Raw genomic sequence first — 18,153 nt, 5'->3', positions numbered from 1 at the left:
CCCAGTTCTCGGCCAGGTGTTCCCGCAGCGTCGCGGCGTCCATCGGGGCGCCGTTCTTCAGGACGACGGCCACGCAGGGCCTTTCGTCCCAGCGTTCGTCGGGGACGCCGAAGACGGCGGCCTCGGCGACGGCGGGATGCGCCATGATGTCGTTCTCCATGTCGATGGAGGAGATCCACTCGCCGCCGGACTTGATGACGTCCTTCGCCCGGTCGACGAGTGTGAGGAATCCGTCGGGGCTGATCCGGCCGACGTCGCCGGTTCGCAGCCATCCGTCGTCGAAGGCGCCGGCTTCGACCGGCTCGTCGTCCGGACTGTAGTAGGAGCCCGTGACCCAGGGGCCCCTGACCTGCAGTTCGCCGAGCGAGGCGCCGTCGTGGGGTACGGGGGTGTCGTTGTCGTCCTTGAGTCGGAACTCGACCAGCGGTGCGAACCGTCCCTGGCTCACCTGGTAGCGCCACCGGTCTTCACCGGTCGCGCGGGCCGGCGGGTGGGCGACCGTGCCCACGGACGAGGTCTCGGTCATCCCCCAGCCGTGCACGACCCGGACCCCGTGCTGTTCTTCGAAGGTCTTCATCAGCGTGGGCGGCATGGCCGAGCCTCCCACGACGACCTCGCGCAGGTGGCTGATGTCCTGGGGGTGGGTGGCGAGCCTGGCGGCGAGCCCCGTCCAGATGGTCGGTACGGCGGCGGCGGTGGTCGGTCGCTCCGCTGCCATCATGGCCAGCAGTGGCTCGGGCTGCAGGAAGCGGTCGGGCATGAGCAGCGACGCGCCGGAGAGCATGGACGCGAACGGCAGACTCCAGGCATTGACGTGGAACAGCGGCACGATCGCCAGACACCTGTCGCTCGCCGCCAGCCCCATCGCGGCCGGAGTGGTCACGTGCATCGCGTGCAAGTACAGCGAGCGGTGGGAGTACACCACGCCCTTGGGGTCGCCCGTGGTGCCCGAGGTGTAGCACATCGCCGCGGCCGAGCGTTCGTCCAGCACCGGGAAGTCGTACACGGCGGGCTGTGCCTGGAGGAGGGACTCGTAGTCGTGGACCTCGACCCCCCGGGGCGCCCGGAAGCCGGTCGCGTCACCGTTCACGACGACCACGTGACGCACGGTATGGAGCTGGGGGAGCACGTCCTCGAAGGTGGACACCAGGGACCCGTCCACGAACACCACCCGGTCCTCGGCGTGGTTGGCAATGAAGACGAGCTGCTCGGGGAAGAGACGGATGTTCAGGGCGTGGAGGACCGCACCCATGGCGGGGACCGTGCTGTAGATCTCCATGTGTTCGGCGTTGTTCCACATGAACGTCGCCACGCGATCGGAAGGCCCGACGCCCAGACCGCGCAGAGCGTTCGCCAGCCGCGCGGCCCGCGCTCCGAGTTCGCCGAACGTACGGCGGCGCGCCGTTGAGTCCGTCCAGGTGGTGACGGTGGCGTCGGCGTGTACGGAGGTCGCGTAGCGCAGCAGATTGGCGAGCGACAGTGGCCCATCCTGCATCGTGCTCAGCAATTCATTGCTCCTTGGGTGAGAGGTCGCGGTGTCGGCGTGCGGGTGCGCGGCAGCGGTGACGCCTGGCCGCGGAGGACGCGATCGACTTCGCCGGGGGTTGACGCCGGGCCGGAGGACCTGGCTACCATCGAGTGGGACGAATGATCTAGACGCTAGATGTAGTCAGATGACTCTACTCAACTCCGCGAGGCCGTCGCAATGCCCTGCCCAAGGGCCACCGGGAAGTTCGCACCGTGGTGTCGGCTGGCCCGACGTGTTGAGACGCATCGTGTAAACAAGGCGGGAAGTGACCCTTATGGATCAGACCATTGAGCGCGTCGACGTGGTGATCGTCGGTGCCGGCCTCTCGGGCATCGCGGCGGCGGTCGAACTGACGGCGACACACCCAGGGCGGTCGTTCGTCATGCTCGAGGCGCGCGACGGCGTCGGCGGCACATGGGACTTGTTCCGTTACCCCGGGATCCGGTCCGACAGTGACATGTTCACGCTGGGTTACGGCTTCAAGCCGTGGACCGCCGAGAAGTCGATCGCCTCCGGCGAGGCCATCCTCGACTATCTGAAGGAGACCGTCGACGAGTACGGCCTCAAGCGCCACATCCGCCTCGAGCGCCGGGTCCTCGGCGCCGACTGGTCGCAGGACGACCGTTCCTGGGTCCTTGAGGTCGCGGGCCCTGCCGGTCGCGAACTCCTCACCTGCTCCTTCCTCTACATGGCCGCGGGCTACTACGACCACGACAGCGGCCACGAGCCGGAGTTTCCCGGCCAGGCGGCGTTCCGGGGAGCGGTCGTCCATCCCCAGCGGTGGCCGGCCGACCTCGACTGCACCGGAAAGCGGGTCGTGGTCATCGGATCCGGCGCCACCGCGATCACCCTGGTCCCGGCCCTCGCCCAGACCGCGTCGAAGGTCACGATGGTGCAGCGGTCGCCCTCCTATGTGGCCATCGACTCCGATGTCGACGAGGAGGCCAACCGGCTGCGCGTGGAAGTGGGGGACCAGGAGGCGTTCACGCGGGTCCGGCTGCGGAACCTCCGCGACCAGCAGGTGAAGTACCACTTCGCCCGCACCGATCCCCAGGCCTTCAAGAAGCACCTCTTCGACGAGATCGAGAAGATCGTCGGCCGCGACTGCCGGGAGAAGCACTTCACCCCGGCCTACGAACCCTGGGACCAGCGCGTGTGCCTGGTGCCCAACGGGGACCTCTTCCATGCCATCCGGCAGGGCAGGGCCGACGTGGTGACGGGGCACATCGAGACCTTCACGGAGGGTGGCCTGCGGATGACCTCCGGCGAGGAGGTTCCGGCCGACGTCATCGTGACCGCGACCGGCCTGCGACTCGTCACCCTGGGGAAGATCCGGTTCAGCATGGGCGGTGAGCCGGTCGACTTCTCGAAGACCTTCACCTACAAGGGAGTCGCCTTCAGCGGCGTCCCGAACCTCCTGGTGGCCTTCGGCTACCTCAACTCCTCCTGGACCCTCCGCCTCGAACTGGTCAACCGGTTCTGGAGCTCGCTGCTCACCCGGATGGACGAACTGGGCGCGACGGTCGTGACGCCCGTGCTGCGCGACGAGGACCAGGACATGCCGCGAGGGCCCTGGGTCAAGGACGTCTCCTCGGGCTACCTCGTGCGCCACATGGACGACATGCCGGCCCAGGGCGACCGCGCGCCATGGATCAACCCCCAGGTCCATGAGCAGACGAAGGACCTCCTGAGCGCGCCTTTCGAGGACGGCGCCCTGCGTTTCGCGTAGCGCCGGGGCACAGCCGATTTCTTTGCCGCCATGTGATTGACACCCGCCCTTAACCGGCACTACTTTCAATTCAAAGGATTCGATCAAATGATTCAGTCATTTGATCGAGATCCCGTGAATGGCGCCGGCACCCCGTGTTCGGCCGCGAATGATTGAGGTGAGTGCCCATGAGTGGCGCTGTGAGAATCGAGGTCGAAGCGGATCCGACTCCGCTCGTGCTCTCGCTGGCGAGGGTCTTGCGCGAGAGCGCGGCGGTTCCCGAACTCCGTGATCTCCTCACGGGGCTGACCGGCACCGTGGCGCTGCGATCGCAGCTGGACGCCCAGACCGCGACCCTGCTCTTCGCCGAGGGCGGCGTGGACATCCACCACGGCGTGGACGAAGGCGTCGAGGCGATCCCCCTCGTGCCCTATTCCGATTACGCGCTCGCCTCGACGCCCGACGAACTCGCCTCGGCGGTCCAGACACTACTGAACCCGCCGGTGCCGGCCTGGCGTGATGCCGCATCGTCCTTCTGGGCGGCGAATCAGGGCTCGGCCGGATTCCCCGAGGGGCTCCGCGTGGTCTGCCAGACCGAGGAGGAGGAAATCCGCTTCGGTGAGGACGCACCGGCGTACGAGGTGCACGGCCCCGCGGACGCGCTGGCGGCGGTGTTCAGCGGCCGCGGTGAGACTTTTCTGTTCGCCCTCGCGACCGGCGTCACCGTCGTCGGCAGCGTGGCGCACCTGTCGGCAATGTGCGGCGCGCACTGGAAGGTGAGATTCGGTGTCTGAGATGACCATGGATGAGCTCGACCGCTGGCTGGACGAGCACGGCATCACGTCCGTCGAGATCCAGGCGACCAACCTCGACGGCACGTTCATCGGGAAGACCCTGTCGCGAGGCAAGTTCCTGGGCGGCGTCGAGCAGGGATTCGCCTTCGCGGACGTCGTGTTCGGCAACGACCTGAGCAGCACCCCGATCCTCGGCATCCCCTTCCCTTCCTGGCGCGGCGAACTCGCGGACATCTTCCTTCGCCCCGACCTCAGGACGCTGGTCGTGTGGAAGCCGGGCAAGGCGGCCGTCATCGGCGACTTCTGGACCCAGGACGGCACCCCGGTCTCCGTCTGTCCGCGCAACCTGCTGCGCCGCGTCCAGGCCGACGCCCAGCAGCTCGGCTACACGGTCAACACCGCCATCGAGATCGAAGCGACCATCTTCGAGGAGTCGGTTCGCGAAGCCCGCACCAAGGGCTACGAGAACCTCACCCCGCTCGGCGGCACCAACGGAGGTGCCTACGTACTCGCCAAGGACGCGGACTGGCGCGCGTACCTGGAGCGGGTGGAGGAGCGGCTGCGGGCCATCGGAATCGACTGGGAGGCCTGGAACGACGAGGCCGCCGCAGGCCAGATCGAAGTCAATGTCGCGATGGGCAGTGCCGTCGAGGTCGCCGACCGCTGGGCCCGGTGTCGCCAGGTGATGCGCGAGGTGGGCCACGAGCTCGGCCGGACCGTGACGTTCATGGCGAAGTGGTCGGATGCCTGGGGCCAGGCGTCACACCTGAACCTCTCGCTGGCAACGCCGGACGGGAACGCCTTCTACAGCCCCGACGGCCTGTCCGACGTGATGAGCCGGTTCATCGGCGGCGTGATGCCGGCGATGGCGGGTACGACCTCGATCTCCCTTCCCTTCGTCACCTCCTATCGCCGACTCGTCCCCGCCGAGGGCCCGCCCACGACCATCAGTTGGGGAGTCGGCAACAAGACGACGGCGGTGCGCGCCGTCGTGGACCACCCGAAGCAGTCCCGCGTCGAGTACCGCGTGCCCGGTTCGGACGCGAACATGTACCTGGTCACCGCGGCCGTTCTCGGCGCAGGCCTCTTCGGAATCCGCAACGAACTCGAGCCGCCCACCGCCCTGACCGGCATGGCCTGGTTCCGCCCCGACGGGGAGCCGATTCCGGCGAGCATCAGCCAGGCGGCCGCGGCACTGAAGGCGGACAAGATCCTGCCCGAGGCGCTCGGCGGTGAGTTCGTCGGCTACTGGATCGGCACGCGCCTGTCGGAGTGGCTGTCGTTCCACACCGGTGGGGGCGATCCCGACTCCGGGATCACCCCGTGGGAGCGCAACCGATACTTCGAGCTGGCATGAGCACCCGGATAACAGCCGCCGTCCTGAACGCGGCACCGGGCCCCCTCGAACTCGAGGAGCTCCTGATCGACGATCCCGGACCGGACGAGGTCCTGGTGAAGGTGGCGTACGCCGGTCTGTGCCACTCGGACCTGCACGAGATCGACGGCACCTTCGAGACCCAGCCGCCGATCGTCCTCGGTCACGAGGCGGTCGGTCGGGTCGTGGCCGTCGGCACGGGCGTGTCGGAGTTCGCGCCGGGAGCCACGGTCGTGACGTGTCTGTCCGCGTACTGCGGCACCTGCGAGTACTGCGTGGCCGGCAGGCAGACCCTGTGCGTGAACCGGGCACGGCTGCAGCAGGAGCGGTCCCGGCCGAGGCTGACCAAGCTCGACGGCCGGCCGGTGCGGCCGACCGCCGGCATCGGTGCCTTCGCGGAGATGATCCTCGTCCACAAGAACAGCCTCGTCACCATCCCGGACGACATCCGTCCGGAGACGGCGAGCGTGCTCGGCTGCGCCGTCACGACGGGCATGGGCGCGGTCCTGCACAGCGCCTCGGTGCAGACCGGGCAGAGCGTCGCCGTCGTCGGCCTCGGCGGAATCGGCTTCGCCGCCGTCCAAGCCGCACAACTGGCGGGCGCGGCCCAGATCATCGGGATCGACGTCGTGCCGGGCAAGCTGGAACGGGCCGTCCGATTCGGCGCGACGCACGTCGTCGACGCGAGGGAGACCGACCCGGTCGAGGCGGTGCGGGCGATCACCGGCACCGGCGTGCACCACGCCTTCGAGGCGGTCGGCTCGGCCGCCACGGCCGGACAGGCGTTCGCCATGCTCCGGCCGGGCGGGACCGCCACCGTGATGGGCATGATCCCGGACTCGCAGCCGATTCCGGTACGAGGGGCGGAGCTGTTCCTGGAGGAGAAGCGCATCCAGGGCTCCTTCATGGGCTCCAACCACTTCAAGGTCGACGTCCCGCTGTACGTGCGCTTCAACCGCATGGGCCTGCTCCAGCTCGACGACCTCGTGACCGCCCGGTGCGACCTGGCCACCATCAACGACGGATTCAAGGCCCTGGCGTCCGGACGGGAGATTCGCGTCGTCGCCCGGGTCGGGGAGGTGTGAACATGCCACCGCTGATCGGCATCACGGGCCGCCGCCTGAGCCTGGGCATGGTGAAGGGGACGTCCCGCCGCTTCCAATTCCAGTTCATCAACTCCTACTTCAGCGCGTTCGGCGACAAGGTGGCGGCCTCCGGCGGAATACCGGTCAACGTGCCGTTCAACTGCGACGCGGAACAGGTGGTCGAGCGACTGGACGGACTCATCGTCACCGGCGGGCAGGACGTCCATCCTTCCCGCTGGGGCGGAACCGCCCAGGCCGACCCCCCGGTCGACCCGAGGTGGAACCACGACGTGCCGGACCCCGAACGGGACGAGTACGAGGCGGCCCTGATCGTGGCCGCGCTCCGAGCCAACATCCCGATCCTGGGCGTGTGCCGCGGTCACCAGCTGCTCAACATCGTCCTCGGCGGCACCCTCGTCGAGCACATAGAAGAGGGCCCGATCGTCCACTCGTCACCGAACTTCGCCCCTGACGACGGCGACGACGCGCACACCGTCCACTTCACGCCGGGAAGCCTCGCCCACACGCTCTACGGGCCCCAGCGCGTCGTCAACTCCTGGCACCACCAGGCGGTCGACCGACTCGGCCGAGGACTCACCGTCATGGGCACCACCACCGACGGCGTCGTCGAAGCCATCAGGCTGGCCGACAGCCCGGTAGTGGGGGTGCAGTGGCATCCCGAGTGGATGGCCTCCCCTGACCCCGTCTTCGACTGGCTCGTCGACCAGTCGGAGGCGAACCTCCTCGGACCCGCCATGACAGGAGGCACGCTGACGTCGGTGACGACGACACGTCGGGGCGACTACCTCGGCCTCTGAGGCCGACCTGATGACCAGCTCACGCGGCCTCGTCGTCGACGCCCCATGAGCGAGACGTCCCGCAGAGAGCCCTCCACGGGCCTTCTGCGGGACGTCGTCCAGGTCGGGACCTCGTTCCCGCTCAACGATCCACGGACGCCGGATTCGGTGCCGCCGTCCCGCCTGTGCTGAAGGAGGCACTCGAACATGACCAAACTGACCGGCGTCGTTCTCGTCGGACTCGGAGCCACGGGCATCGCCATCGCCGAGTCGCTGGTGAGCCGACGCGACTGCGCACTTTTGGGTGCGCTGGACATCGGGGTGGACAAGGCCGGAGTGCCCCTCGCCGACTTCGTCGCCGGCGCGCCGCGTGTCCCCGTGGTCGCCTCCGTCGCGGAGCTGCCGCCTGCCGACGTGGCCGTCGTCGCCACGTCGTCCTGGGTGGACGCGATAGAACCGACGCTCACCGCCCTCATCGAACGGGGGACGAACGTCGTGTCGATCTGCGAGGAGCTGAGGGATCCGACCCGGAGCCACGCTCAGGCCGTGGCCCGCCTGGATCGGCTCGCGCGCGAACACGGCGTCTCCGTACTCGGTACCGGTTGCAACCCGGGGATGCTGATGGACACGCTTCCGCTGGTGCTGAGCGGCCTCACGCTCGGGGTGGATCGCGTGTCCGTGCGGCGTACGGCGGACATGAGCCGCTACGGCGCGATCCTGAAGAAGTTCGGGCTGGGTCTCACGCCGGCCGAGTTCGACGCCGAGCGCGATGCCGGCCGCGTCATGGGGCACGTCGGCTTCGCGCAGAGCATCAGCGCCCTGGCCCGTGGACTGGAGTGGGATCTCGACTCGATCGAGGTCGATGCCGTCGAGCGAGATCTGATCGCGGAAACGGAACGCAAGGGGCAGCACACCGTCATCCCCGCGGGAACCGTGACGAGCGTCCTGCACCGGGCTCGTGGACTGATGCAGGGGAAGGCCGTCATCGAACTGGCCACCCGGTTCGGCATCTTCGACCCGGAGGACGCCGTCGAACGCGGCGACGGACTCCTCCTTGTCGGTCGCGAGCAGACGATCGAAGTCGTCGTGCCCGGCGGGTTCGAGAGCTTCCTTTCCACCGTGGCCATGGCATCGAACGCCGTGACCGCGGTCGTCGAGGCGGAGCCGGGTTTCCGCACCGTGGAGGACCTGCCGGTGGGCGCCCTGGCCAGCAAGGGCGCCCGCGTCGCGCCCTGAGGCTCCTGCAACACCTCGCCCGGTACCGGGCGCCCGAACAGTCACCGGGGCGCCGGCCCCCTCCCTGAGACCGCCTGCCCCGATGACCGAGCAAGGAAGGAACATTGAATGGGTTTGGAGTCATCGCGCATCGCTTTCGAGCGGGCCCGGCGCAGTGTGGGAGCGGGGGTGGGCTCCGGCCTCCGCGCGGCCATGCAGCCGCATCCGCTCTTCGTGAGCGAGGCGCGGGGAGCCCATGTCTGGGACCTGGACGGCGACCGCTACATCGATTACGTCATGGCGTGGGGTCCCCTCGTCCTCGGTCACGGCGACCCTCGCATCGTGGGCGCCGTACGCGACGTGGTCGCGCGGATGCAGGTCGTCGGCACCGGTCACGTCCTCGAGTACGCGGCGGCGGAGTCGGTTCTCCGAGCCGTCCCGCACGGTGAGCGCCTGCTCTGGAGCAACACCGGGACCGAGGCGGTTCAGGTCGCACTGCGCCTGGCACGGGCGGCCACGGGCCGTCGGCGGGTGGTGAAGTTCGCCAAGAGCTACCACGGATGGCACGACACCGTGTACGCCGGCCTGACCGACGCCGACGGCAGCCAGGTCGCCAGGGCGGCGAGCAGAGGCCAGAGCCCCAGCGTGCTCGACGACCTCGTGGTGGCCCGGTTCAACGACGTGGCGATGATCGAACGCATTCTCGCCGACGCCGTCGAGCGGGACATCGCCGCCGTACTCGTCGACCCGATCATGAGCAACGCCGGAGTCGAAGCACCCACGCAGCAGTTCCTGCAGACCTTGCGGTCCCGGTGCGACCAGCACGGGGTGGTGCTCATCTACGACGAGGTGATCGCCGGATTCCGGATCGCCCGCGGTGGCGCCGCCGAGCGCTTCGGGGTGCACCCCGATCTGTCCGTCTTCGGCAAGGCCATGGCCGGCGGCTTCACCCAGAGCGCCGTCGTCGGCCGAGCGGACCTGATCGACCAGGTGACCGACGGCGTGGTCCACGCCGGGACGTTCAACGGAAACCCCGTCGCGCTGGCCGCCGTACAGGCGACTATGGGAGCACTCGAGGACCCTTCCGTCTATGAAACGTTGGAAAGCGTCTCCGCCCAGTTCGAGCTCGTGATCGGGGACCTGCTGGCCTCCGCGCCCCAACCCGCCCGTCTCAACCGCGTCGGTTCTCTGCTCCAGTTCGTCCCGGACCTCGATGACACCGGCCTGCACGGTACCGGCGGCCTCTGGCCGCAGATTCTGGGCGGGATGCTCGCCCACGGCGTGGTGTTCATGCCTTCGGCCAAGATCTTCCTCAGCACAGCGCACCGCCAGGCGGACATCGACGCCACCGCCGACGCCCTCGACAAGGTCCTGAGTCAGCTGCGGGGGCCCGCAGCGGGCTGACCGCCGCACGCTGCCCGATGTCGTCGACATTCTGACCGACACCCCGCGCGCCCGGCGTCTCACACGCCTGTACCCGGCCTCCTGGGCCACGCCGTAAGGCAACCCACCCTCATCAATTGCCGTTGTGACGCCAGACCGGCGCCTCGGCATCAGGCCGCCCCTCTCCCGATCGGTGTGGGCCGCAGCCGACCGACTCCTGTCGCCCGTCCCCGACGGCTGCGACCGCTCCCCACCCCCGTGCGCCGTGGCCGTCTTCCTTCTTCCGGAGAGAGGTCCCGTGCCCTCCGTTTCCTCCCGGCCCCCCGTCCCGCGACGGGGGATTCCCACGCCAGCGCCCCACTCGTCCTCCGATGACACGCGGATGCTGGTCACGATCAACGCGCTGCCGCTCGCCGTCGGCGTCCTGCTCTCCTGTTCCACGACCCTCGGAGCGACCCCCGTGTACGGACGCCTCACGCTCGGCCTGGGATGGGCATTCGTGCAGCTCGCCGTCCTCGTCGGCGGGACATGCTGGTACGAGCACCGGGCCGCGTCCTCCTGTGCGTCGGCGTCGGCGACGACCATCGCCTCTCCTGCGGCCGGGGGCGCGTGATGACGGCCTACCTCCTGGGCGCCGGCTCGCTCGACCCGATCGGTTCCGAGGCAAGGGGCGCCGTGATCAGCGCGTTCCTCGTCTTCATCGGCGTCTGCCTCCTGTGGGTCTTCACCCTTGCCACCCAGGGCGACGACCTGGAAGGCCTCTACGTCGCCGACCGGTCCCTCGCCCCCGTCTTCAACGGCGTCGCCATGGCCGGTGAACAGATCACGGTCGTCATCCTGGTCACGCTGCCGGGGTCGATCTCCCTCTTCGGCTACGACGGGGTCTCGATCGCCGTCGACAGCGCCATCGCCCTCGGCGTCTTCCTTTTCCTCGCCCCGAGGATCCGTGCCACCGGCCGCTACACCCTCGGCCAGCTGTTCTCCCTGCGTGTTGAGGGGCCCGGTGTGCGGACGGCGGGCGCGGTGGTCACCCTGTGCATCGCCGTCCCTCTGCTCATGGTCCAACTGCGGGCCGGCGGCGTCACCACGGCTCTTTTGATCGGCATGTCGAGCGAGACGGCCCAGGTGGTGTGCACGGTCATGATGGGATGCCTCATCGCATGCTTCGCCGGCGTGGCCGATCTGCGCGGCACCAGCTTCGTGCAGGTCGTCAAGGTGCCCGTGGCCCTGGCGACGCTCGCCGTGGTGACCCTGCTGGCGCTCCGCGTCTTCGCCTGGAGTCCCGGAGACCTGCTCTCGGCCGCCGTGCACAAGAGCACGTCCCCGCACGCATACCTCAGTCCGGGGTTGTGGGCGCACGCCACGGGTCTCGGGCCACTCAGCGCGATCAGCGACCACATCGTCGTCATCCTCGGCACCGCGATGATGCCCCACCTGATCCTGCGCGTCAGCGCCGGCCGGGACGTGCCCGCTGCCCGGCGCTCCATGAGCATCGCCGTAGCACTGAGCGGTCTCTTCTTTCTGCTCCTGATCACGACGGGCTTCGCCGCGGCCGCGGTGGTGGGCAGCGGACAGATCGGGGCGGTCGACGCGAAGGGACAAGGAGCCCTGATCCTGCTGGCATCGAGCGTCCTGCCCCACCACTCCACGGGCCGGGTCGTACTCATCACCCTCGTGGCCTGCGTCGCCTTCCTCGCCGTCCTCACGGCCGTGGCCGCCGTGACCTTCGCCGCGGCCGTCTCCATGGCCCGCGACCTGTTCGGACGGAAGGACCGTTCCAGGAGCGTCATCGGCGAGCTGGGAGTCCTGCGGCTCTGCGTCGTCGCGCTCTGCGCGGTGAGTCTGGTCCTCACCGTCGCCGCACACCGCTACCCGATCGAGTTCCTCCTCGCGTTCTCCATGAGCGTCGCGGCCTCGTGCGTGTTCCCCGCGCTCGTCTACTCCTTCCTCTGGACCGGCTTCAACCGGCGAGGGCTTCTGTGGCAGGTGTACGGAGGACTGTCCCTCTGCGTACTCCTGACCCTTTTCTCGCCCGGTGTTTCCGGGACGGTCTACGCGCTCCTGCCCCAGGAGGACTTCGACCTTTTCCCGCTCGGCACCCCCGGGCTGGTCTCCGTCCCGACGGCCTTCCTCCTGGGATGGCTCGGCAGCGCGCGTCCGTGGAGGCGGACCGCCCGGATCCGGCGAACCGAACGGAGTGGTGTCACCGGCTGAGTCCGCGGGGCGCCGACCCCGAACTCGATGGTGGCGAGGCCTCCGTGAGGGAGGCCTCGCCACCATCGGCAACAAGGAGGGGCCGGCACCGTCGTCTGTCAGCGGCGACCGGTCGCCGTCAGGCAGGCGAATTGCCCGGCCCGCTCCAGCAGACGGGGGACGCCCGTCTCGAGCGAGGGCCCGAAGGCCGTGTCGTGGGGACGCTCACCACGCTGCCAGCGGGTGTAGATGGCCTCGCAGAAGATCGCCGCCTTCCACAGCGCGAGGGTCTGGTACCACGGCAGCGACGTCAGATCGAGGCCCGTGTGGTGCTGATAGCGCTCTGCCAGCTGGCGCTGGGTGAGGTAGCCGGGGGACCGGGTCACCTTGGTGAGTTCGAGCGGGGTGACAGGGCTGCCGGCCTCGGAGTAGGTGGCGGTGAGGTATCCCAGGTCCGCCAGCGGGTCACCGAGGGTCGCCATCTCCCAGTCCAGGATCGCGAGGACCTTCGCAGGCGCCTGTGGGGCGAACATGAGGTTGCCCATGCGGTAGTCGCCGTGCACCACCGAGGCCGCCTGGCTCGCCGGCAGGTTGCGTGCCAGCCAGTCCGAGATGCGGTCCACCGCCGGCAGGCTGCGGGTGGTGTTGACCTCCCACAGCCCGCGGAACCTCTCGACCTGGCGCCGGAGGTACCCATCGGGGGAGCCCAGGGTGGCGAGCTCCCCCTGGGTCACGTCGATGCCGTGCAGGGCGACGAGGGTGTCGACGACCGCCTCGCTGGTGGCCCGGCGCTGTTCGGCGGGGGAGAGATGGGTCGGGATCGTGTCGGTGATGACCGTCCCGTCGATCCGGGACATGAGGTAGAACGGCACCCCCAGAAGCGACTCGTCCTCGCACACCGCGAGGATCTCCGGCACCGGCACCCCGTGCCCGCCGAGGACCTTTTGGATGCGGGCCTCGCGCACCATGTCGTGCGTCGACTTCGGCAGCGGCGGCCGCGGTCCGCGGCGCAGGACGACGCACTCGCCACCCCGCTCGATCAGATAGGTGACGTTGGACTGGCCGTCGCCGATGCGCTGCCACGCGATCGGGCCGGTGCCGATGCCGTGTGCGTCGAGGAAGCCGGTGACCGCGTCGAGGACCAGGAGGGGAGGGCTGTCGAGGTGACGGGCCTTCTCCCAGCTCGCGACGACTTCCACGCCGTCGGGAATGGTGTGCATCACGCGCCCCCGTCCCGGCCGACGACGGCGTCGCCCCTGTACCGTTCACCGGCGCGGACTGCGGCGGCGCGGCCGGCCGAGGCCCGGCGGGCGATGGCCCACCGGTGGGTCTCGTTGGAGCCGTCGTAGATGCGGAACGGGCGGACCTCGTTGAGGTACTGCGCCAGCGGGAGTCCGTCGGAGACTCCGTCGCCGCCGCAGATCTGGATGGCGCGGTCGATCACCCGGAAGATCGCCTCGGAGCAGTGGACCTTCGCGATCGACGACATCGCCGAGCCCGCCTTCGGATCGCTGTGCAGCAGCGCCGCGGTCTTGGTGATGATCGCGTCGGAGGTCTCGATGTCGATGACGGACTCGGCGATCAGGTGCTGTGCCAGGCCGAGCGAGTCGATCGGACCGCCGAACAGCTCCCTCTTCGCGGCCCGGTCGAGCGCGATGTCGTGTGCCCGGCGCGCCAGCCCCAGCCATCGCATGCAGTGGGTGAGACGGGCCGGTCCGAGCCGTACCTGGGCGTAGCGGAAGCCGAGTCCGACCTCGCCGAGGACCGCGTCGTCGGGGACGAAGCAGTTCTCGAGGTAGAGGTGCGGGTGGCCGCCGTCGATGGAGCGGTCGACGGTGTGGATCGCCTCGCCGATCCGGATGCCGGGGTTGGTCATGTCGACGAGGAACATGGTGGCCCCTTCGGGGAAGCCGTCCAGCGCCGGGGTCCGTGCCATCACGATGCAGAACCCGGCGCCGACGGCGCCGCTGGTGAACCGCTTGTGGCCGTCGATGATCCAGCCGCCCGCAGTGCGCACGGCCGTGGTCCGCAGTGCCGCCGGGTCGGATCCCGCTCCGGGATGGGGCTCGGTCATGCCGAAGCACGACCGGACGTCGCCGGCCGCCAGAGGCGTGAGGTAGTGCTTCTTCTGCTCCTCGGTGGCGATGAGGTTGAGCATGTGCATGTTCCCCTCGTCGGGGGCCATGCAGTTGAGCGCGCTGGGGCCGATCGGCGAGTACCCGGCTTCCTGCAGGATCGGCGACCAGTGCTCGATGGGCAGGCCCTGCCCGCCGTACTCCTTCGGTACGAGCGGCGCGAAGACGCCGGCCTTCTTCGCGGCCGCCTGCAGCCGGTCGCGAGTGGCCTGGTCGAGACGTCCGCCGGGGGCGGGTTCGGCGTCGATGACGGTCTCGCGGACGAACCGGCGGGTGCGCTCACGCAACTCCGCCACTTCGGGGGGAAGGTGGGTGAAAGTCATGACAGTCCTTTCGGGGGTTGGCGGGGGCGTTACGCGGTGCCGCCGGCGACCGTGAGGCCGCCGTCGACGGTGAGAACGTGGCCGGTGACCCAGGAGGAGTCCGTCGAGGCCAGGTAGGCAACGGCGGAGGCGATGTCCGAAGGGACGCCCAGGCGCCGCAGCGGATAGCCCTCGGCGACCTCGGCCTCCTTGCCCTCGTACAGGGCTTCGGCGAACCGCGTCTTCACCACGGCCGGAGCCACGGCGTTGACACGGATCTCAGGGCCGAGCTCGACGGCCAGGGTCCTGGTCAGGTGGGACACCGCCGCCTTGCTCACGCCGTAGAGACCGATGCCGGGTGCGGGGGTGTCGCCGGTCACCGAGGAGAGGTTCACGACGGTGCCGTGGCGCTCGGTGAAACCGAGCTTCGGGTGGGCCACCGCGTCCTGGACCCAGGCGAGGGTGGCGAGGACGTTGACGTCAAGCACCTTGCGGGCGACATCGAGGTCCAGGCCGACGACGGGGCCGTACGCCGGGTTGATGCCCGCGTTGTTCACCAGGACGTCGAGCCCGCCGAACTCCTCCGCGACCGTGTCGAGGACCTCGCGGCGGTGGTCGGGATCGTCGGCCTTCCCGGCGACGGTGATGACGCTGCCCTGCGGCAGGGCAGCTGCGGCTTCCTCGAGCGGGCCGGCCTTGCGTGCGGTCAGGCACACGCGTGCTCCCTCGGCGACGAGCCGCTCGGCGATCGCGAGGCCGATGCCCCGGCTCGCGCCGGTCACGATGGCGGTGCGGCCCGAGAAACGGCCCTGGTTGGTGTGGTTTTCGCTCATGAATCAGTCCTTCGAGGGGAAAGCCGGGCCGAGAGGCCGACGATGCCGAACACCGCCGCGAGGTCTTCGACACCGTCGCAGGCGGGGCGTACCGATCGGTCGCTCGGTTACCGAGCGGCCGTTCGGTAAAGTGAAGGGAAGTGCCTGAGGTATGTCAAGAGGGCTGCTGCCGGGCAGGGCGGGGCGGCACTGCATACTGTGCCGACGCGATCAGGATCCGGGGGGAAGGAGGGCTGTGATGGAGGCCGACGCCAGAGCGGACTGGAGGTCGTACCAGGGCAGCGGACTGCCGCCGATCCTCATGAGCGCGCTGAGGTGCTTCATGGAGCACGGCTACCACGGCACCACGGTCCGGGAAGTGGCCGCGCGTGCGGAGCTCTCGGTGCCGGGGCTTTACCACCACTACCCGGCGAAGCAGGACCTGCTCGTCGCGATCGTCTCGCACGCCATGGACGACCTGTGGGAGCGCAGCATCGCAGCCCTGGAGGAAGCCGGTTCCGACGTCCGGCGACGGCTCGACCTGCTCGTGGAGTGCCTCGTGCTGTTCCATGCCCACCGGCGGGATCTCGCGTTCATCGCCTACAGCGAGATCCGCAGCCTCGCGGGAGAGGTGCGCGACACCTACATCGGCGCCCGTGACCGCCAACAGCGTCTGATGGACCAGGTGCTCCAGGACGGCGTCGCGCGGAAGGAATTCACGACCGAATACCCGCGCGAGGTCAGCAGGGCGATCGTGACCATGTGTACCGGCGTCTCCCAGTGGTATCGGCCCGAGGGTGAATACACCCCGCAGCAACTGGCGGAGCGCTACCGCGCCATGACGCGCATGATGGTGGGCGCGGTCTGACCGCCGCCCGTACGCCGGCCGACCCGGCCTGCCGCCGTCCGGAGGGTGGTCAGGAGGTGCGAGCGTTCGCCCACACCTGTGCCGCTGGGACCGGTGCCTGGGGCGACGGCGATGGCCCGCCCGTGTCACCTTTGTCCGCCGTTCCGACGGTGCTAGCCCGCGCCCGTGGCGGAAGACCGCAGGGCAAGGCGCCGATGCTGCCACTTTGCCGACCTTCAGCCGTTCAACGAACCGTTGACCTGTGTAAGTGCCACCGAGGAGCGTGCTGTGGGGGAACTTCATCGGCCGATCCGGTGATGAGATCGCACAAGCGCGCGAGGACTGGGAGGAGAGCTCGCGGTTCGGCGAGGTCCACGGCTACGACGGCGCCCGACTGCCCGCCCCGGAGCTCCCCGCCACCCCGCTGAAGCCGCGCGGGCGAGTGCGCTGACCTGGGAAACGTGACCAGCACACGCTGTTCCGCCACGCTTCGCACGAAGGACGGCAGAACAGGCATGAGAGCGCGCCTGGGCGCGCGTCCAGATCATGGTGGCGGTCACCGACTTCACCGCTGCGAACGGGGGCACGTGGTGGTCCCGCGAAGTCCATCTGTGGGGTGATGATCGCGGGCCCCAGCGACTGCTGGGCTGGTCGACGTGTCCTGCCGGCAATAGTTTCGTCGAGCAGGACGGAATGATGGCCGACCCGATCTTTCTCCTCCGGCGAGGCGGTCGGGCCCGCAGCGCGTATGCGCAGTTCGACGATGACGAGGCCGCCCCGGTCGGCCCAGCCCTCGGGCTCGCTCCCGCCGGAGAGGGGCTCGATCGACGGTCACGAATCAGCTGGCCGCCTGTCGCATCGCATCCGGTGCGACGCAAGACCCCGAGCCCTGCCGCAGAGCCTGAAGCGCGGCGTCGTCAACAAGGCCCGCTGGAAGCGACCATCGGGCCTTTATCAATCCCTCGGCGCTTTGGCGCCCGGAGCAGCGCTGACCACGCGGCTTCGTCGAAGACGGAAGGAGAGACATGGTACCGTTCGAGTGGTTCAAACGACTGAGTCACTTTTTGAGAGGGTCTGATGCCACACGTACCGGCGGACACGAGGCGAGAGCAGTTGATCGAGGCGGCTGTGCGGGTGATCGCTCGCGAGGGCGCCGACGGAGCCACGACCAGGAAGATCGCTGACGAGGCGAAGGCGCCTCTCGCCTCCCTCCATTACTGCTTCCAGAACAAGGAGAATCTCCTGCTCGCCGTCTTCGCGCAGCTCTCCGACGAGCTGCCGGTCGGTGTCGATCTGCCGGAGGACAGGAAGGCGAGCCTGGGGCAGGTCGCCGAGCAGCTCTTGACGCGCGCTATGCGGTGGTGTGTGGAGAACCCCGTCCGGACGCGAGCCCTGCTCGAGATCCTGCTGTGGGCCGAGCGCTACGACCCTGAGCTTTCCGCCGGCTTCTACAAGGCCTTTTACAACAGGGCGGAAGACTGTTTCCGCCAGGCTGACATGACGCTCCCGGACGAGGAGCTGCACTCCACGGTGAGGATTGTGGTCTCCCTGGTCGACGGGCTTTCGCTGCAGATGCTCACGGGCGGCGACAAGGGGCGCACCCTGCGTGACACGGCGACCGCCTGCGCGATGCTGAGGGCCTTCCTGGGTGAGGCTGCGCGAAGCGCCGCCTGAAGGGGGCGGCGTTTCCGGACACTGGAGCGAAGTCCGGAAACGCCGGCGTCACGAGCGCAGCTGACGTTGGGTTGCAGCCCTACCTCAGGTGAACGCAGTCGAGTCGGCCCGCAGCGTATTGACGACGGAGGGCCTTCTTGTCGAACTTCCCCACGCTGGTCTTGGGGATCTCGGCGACGAAGGTCCAGCGTTCCGGGAGTTGCCACTTGGCCCAGTTCTCGGCCAGGTGTTCCCGCAGCGTCGCGGCGTCCATCGGGGCGCCGTTCTTCAGGACGACGGCCACGCAGGGCCTTTCGTCCCAGCGT

Annotated in this window: 15 protein-coding genes and 2 pseudogenes; 12 read left to right on the top strand and 5 right to left on the bottom strand. The window is 69.1% G+C overall.

Annotated elements, in window-relative coordinates:
- A partial coding sequence (locus tag ACF08N_RS36130; protein ID WP_392328975.1) for a long-chain fatty acid--CoA ligase occupies nucleotides 1-1,507 on the bottom strand: 1,507 nt, incomplete at its 3' end.
- Between the two features lie 295 nt (nucleotides 1,508-1,802).
- On the opposite strand from ACF08N_RS36130, the gene ACF08N_RS36125 reads away from it, so the two are divergent.
- The 9 genes from ACF08N_RS36125 to ACF08N_RS36085 all read left to right on the top strand — a co-directional run bounded on the left by ACF08N_RS36125 (nucleotide 1,803) and on the right by ACF08N_RS36085 (nucleotide 12,099).
- The gene (locus ACF08N_RS36125; RefSeq protein ID WP_392328974.1) at nucleotides 1,803-3,257 is read left to right on the top strand and encodes a flavin-containing monooxygenase; all 1,455 of its coding nucleotides are present in this window, start codon (nucleotides 1,803-1,805) and stop codon (nucleotides 3,255-3,257) included.
- Nucleotides 3,258-3,424: 167 nt separating this feature from the next.
- A complete protein-coding gene (locus ACF08N_RS36120) occupies nucleotides 3,425-4,030 on the top strand; it encodes a hypothetical protein (RefSeq protein WP_392328973.1) in 606 nt (201 codons plus the stop codon).
- A 1-nt stretch (nucleotide 4,031) separates the two neighbouring features.
- Nucleotides 4,032-5,387: a glutamine synthetase family protein gene (locus tag ACF08N_RS36115; protein ID WP_392328976.1), complete on the top strand. Its 1,356-nt coding sequence runs from the start codon at nucleotides 4,032-4,034 to the stop codon at nucleotides 5,385-5,387.
- Complete coding sequence (locus tag ACF08N_RS36110; protein WP_392328972.1) at nucleotides 5,384-6,490, top strand: Zn-dependent alcohol dehydrogenase; 1,107 nt, start codon at nucleotides 5,384-5,386, stop codon at nucleotides 6,488-6,490. The genes ACF08N_RS36115 and ACF08N_RS36110 overlap by 4 nt, the downstream gene beginning before the upstream one ends.
- A gap of 2 nt (nucleotides 6,491-6,492) precedes the next feature.
- Entirely contained in the window at nucleotides 6,493-7,308 is an 816-nt protein-coding gene (locus ACF08N_RS36105; RefSeq protein ID WP_392328971.1) for a gamma-glutamyl-gamma-aminobutyrate hydrolase family protein, read from the top strand.
- Between the two features lie 186 nt (nucleotides 7,309-7,494).
- On the top strand, nucleotides 7,495-8,523 hold the full coding sequence (locus ACF08N_RS36100) for a dihydrodipicolinate reductase (protein WP_392328970.1): 1,029 nt from the start codon (nucleotides 7,495-7,497) through the stop codon (nucleotides 8,521-8,523).
- 108 nt (nucleotides 8,524-8,631) lie between these two features.
- Nucleotides 8,632-9,906, top strand: coding sequence for an aspartate aminotransferase family protein (locus tag ACF08N_RS36095; protein WP_392328969.1), 1,275 nt, complete (start codon nucleotides 8,632-8,634; stop codon nucleotides 9,904-9,906).
- 361 nt (nucleotides 9,907-10,267) lie between these two features.
- Complete coding sequence (locus tag ACF08N_RS36090) at nucleotides 10,268-10,498, top strand: hypothetical protein (RefSeq protein WP_392328968.1); 231 nt, start codon at nucleotides 10,268-10,270, stop codon at nucleotides 10,496-10,498.
- Complete coding sequence (locus ACF08N_RS36085) at nucleotides 10,498-12,099, top strand: transporter (protein ID WP_392328967.1); 1,602 nt, start codon at nucleotides 10,498-10,500, stop codon at nucleotides 12,097-12,099. The genes ACF08N_RS36090 and ACF08N_RS36085 overlap by 1 nt, the downstream gene beginning before the upstream one ends.
- A gap of 98 nt (nucleotides 12,100-12,197) precedes the next feature.
- On the opposite strand, the gene ACF08N_RS36080 is transcribed toward ACF08N_RS36085, so the two are convergent.
- Genes ACF08N_RS36080 through ACF08N_RS36070 form a run of 3 tightly spaced genes read right to left on the bottom strand, consistent with a single transcriptional unit; the run spans nucleotide 12,198 to nucleotide 15,348 of the window.
- A complete protein-coding gene (locus ACF08N_RS36080) occupies nucleotides 12,198-13,298 on the bottom strand; it encodes a phosphotransferase family protein (RefSeq protein ID WP_392328966.1) in 1,101 nt (366 codons plus the stop codon).
- A complete protein-coding gene (locus ACF08N_RS36075; RefSeq protein WP_392328965.1) occupies nucleotides 13,298-14,536 on the bottom strand; it encodes an acyl-CoA dehydrogenase family protein in 1,239 nt (412 codons plus the stop codon). Before ACF08N_RS36075 ends, ACF08N_RS36080 begins: the two co-directional genes overlap by 1 nt.
- Nucleotides 14,537-14,565: 29 nt before the next feature.
- The gene (locus tag ACF08N_RS36070) at nucleotides 14,566-15,348 is read right to left on the bottom strand and encodes an SDR family oxidoreductase (protein WP_392328964.1); all 783 of its coding nucleotides are present in this window, start codon (nucleotides 15,346-15,348) and stop codon (nucleotides 14,566-14,568) included.
- A gap of 238 nt (nucleotides 15,349-15,586) precedes the next feature.
- On the opposite strand from ACF08N_RS36070, the gene ACF08N_RS36065 reads away from it, so the two are divergent.
- The 3 genes and pseudogenes from ACF08N_RS36065 to ACF08N_RS36055 all read left to right on the top strand — a co-directional run bounded on the left by ACF08N_RS36065 (nucleotide 15,587) and on the right by ACF08N_RS36055 (nucleotide 17,848).
- On the top strand, nucleotides 15,587-16,195 hold the full coding sequence (locus ACF08N_RS36065) for a TetR/AcrR family transcriptional regulator (protein ID WP_392328963.1): 609 nt from the start codon (nucleotides 15,587-15,589) through the stop codon (nucleotides 16,193-16,195).
- A 262-nt stretch (nucleotides 16,196-16,457) separates the two neighbouring features.
- Nucleotides 16,458-16,625: pseudogene (locus tag ACF08N_RS36060) on the top strand (pirin family protein); the annotation flags it as partial.
- A 662-nt stretch (nucleotides 16,626-17,287) separates the two neighbouring features.
- Nucleotides 17,288-17,848: a TetR/AcrR family transcriptional regulator gene (locus ACF08N_RS36055; RefSeq protein ID WP_392328962.1), complete on the top strand. Its 561-nt coding sequence runs from the start codon at nucleotides 17,288-17,290 to the stop codon at nucleotides 17,846-17,848.
- 79 nt (nucleotides 17,849-17,927) lie between these two features.
- Here the strand turns inward: ACF08N_RS36055 and ACF08N_RS36050 are convergent.
- Nucleotides 17,928-18,153 (bottom strand): annotated as a pseudogene (locus ACF08N_RS36050) (fatty acid--CoA ligase); the annotation flags it as partial.

Origin of the sequence: Streptomyces sp. NPDC015127 (assembly GCF_043080095.1) — a bacterium.
Lineage (GTDB): Bacteria > Actinomycetota > Actinomycetes > Streptomycetales > Streptomycetaceae > Streptomyces.
The sequence above is the reverse complement of the archived record's forward strand: the minus strand, read 5'-3'. Positions and strand labels throughout refer to the sequence as shown.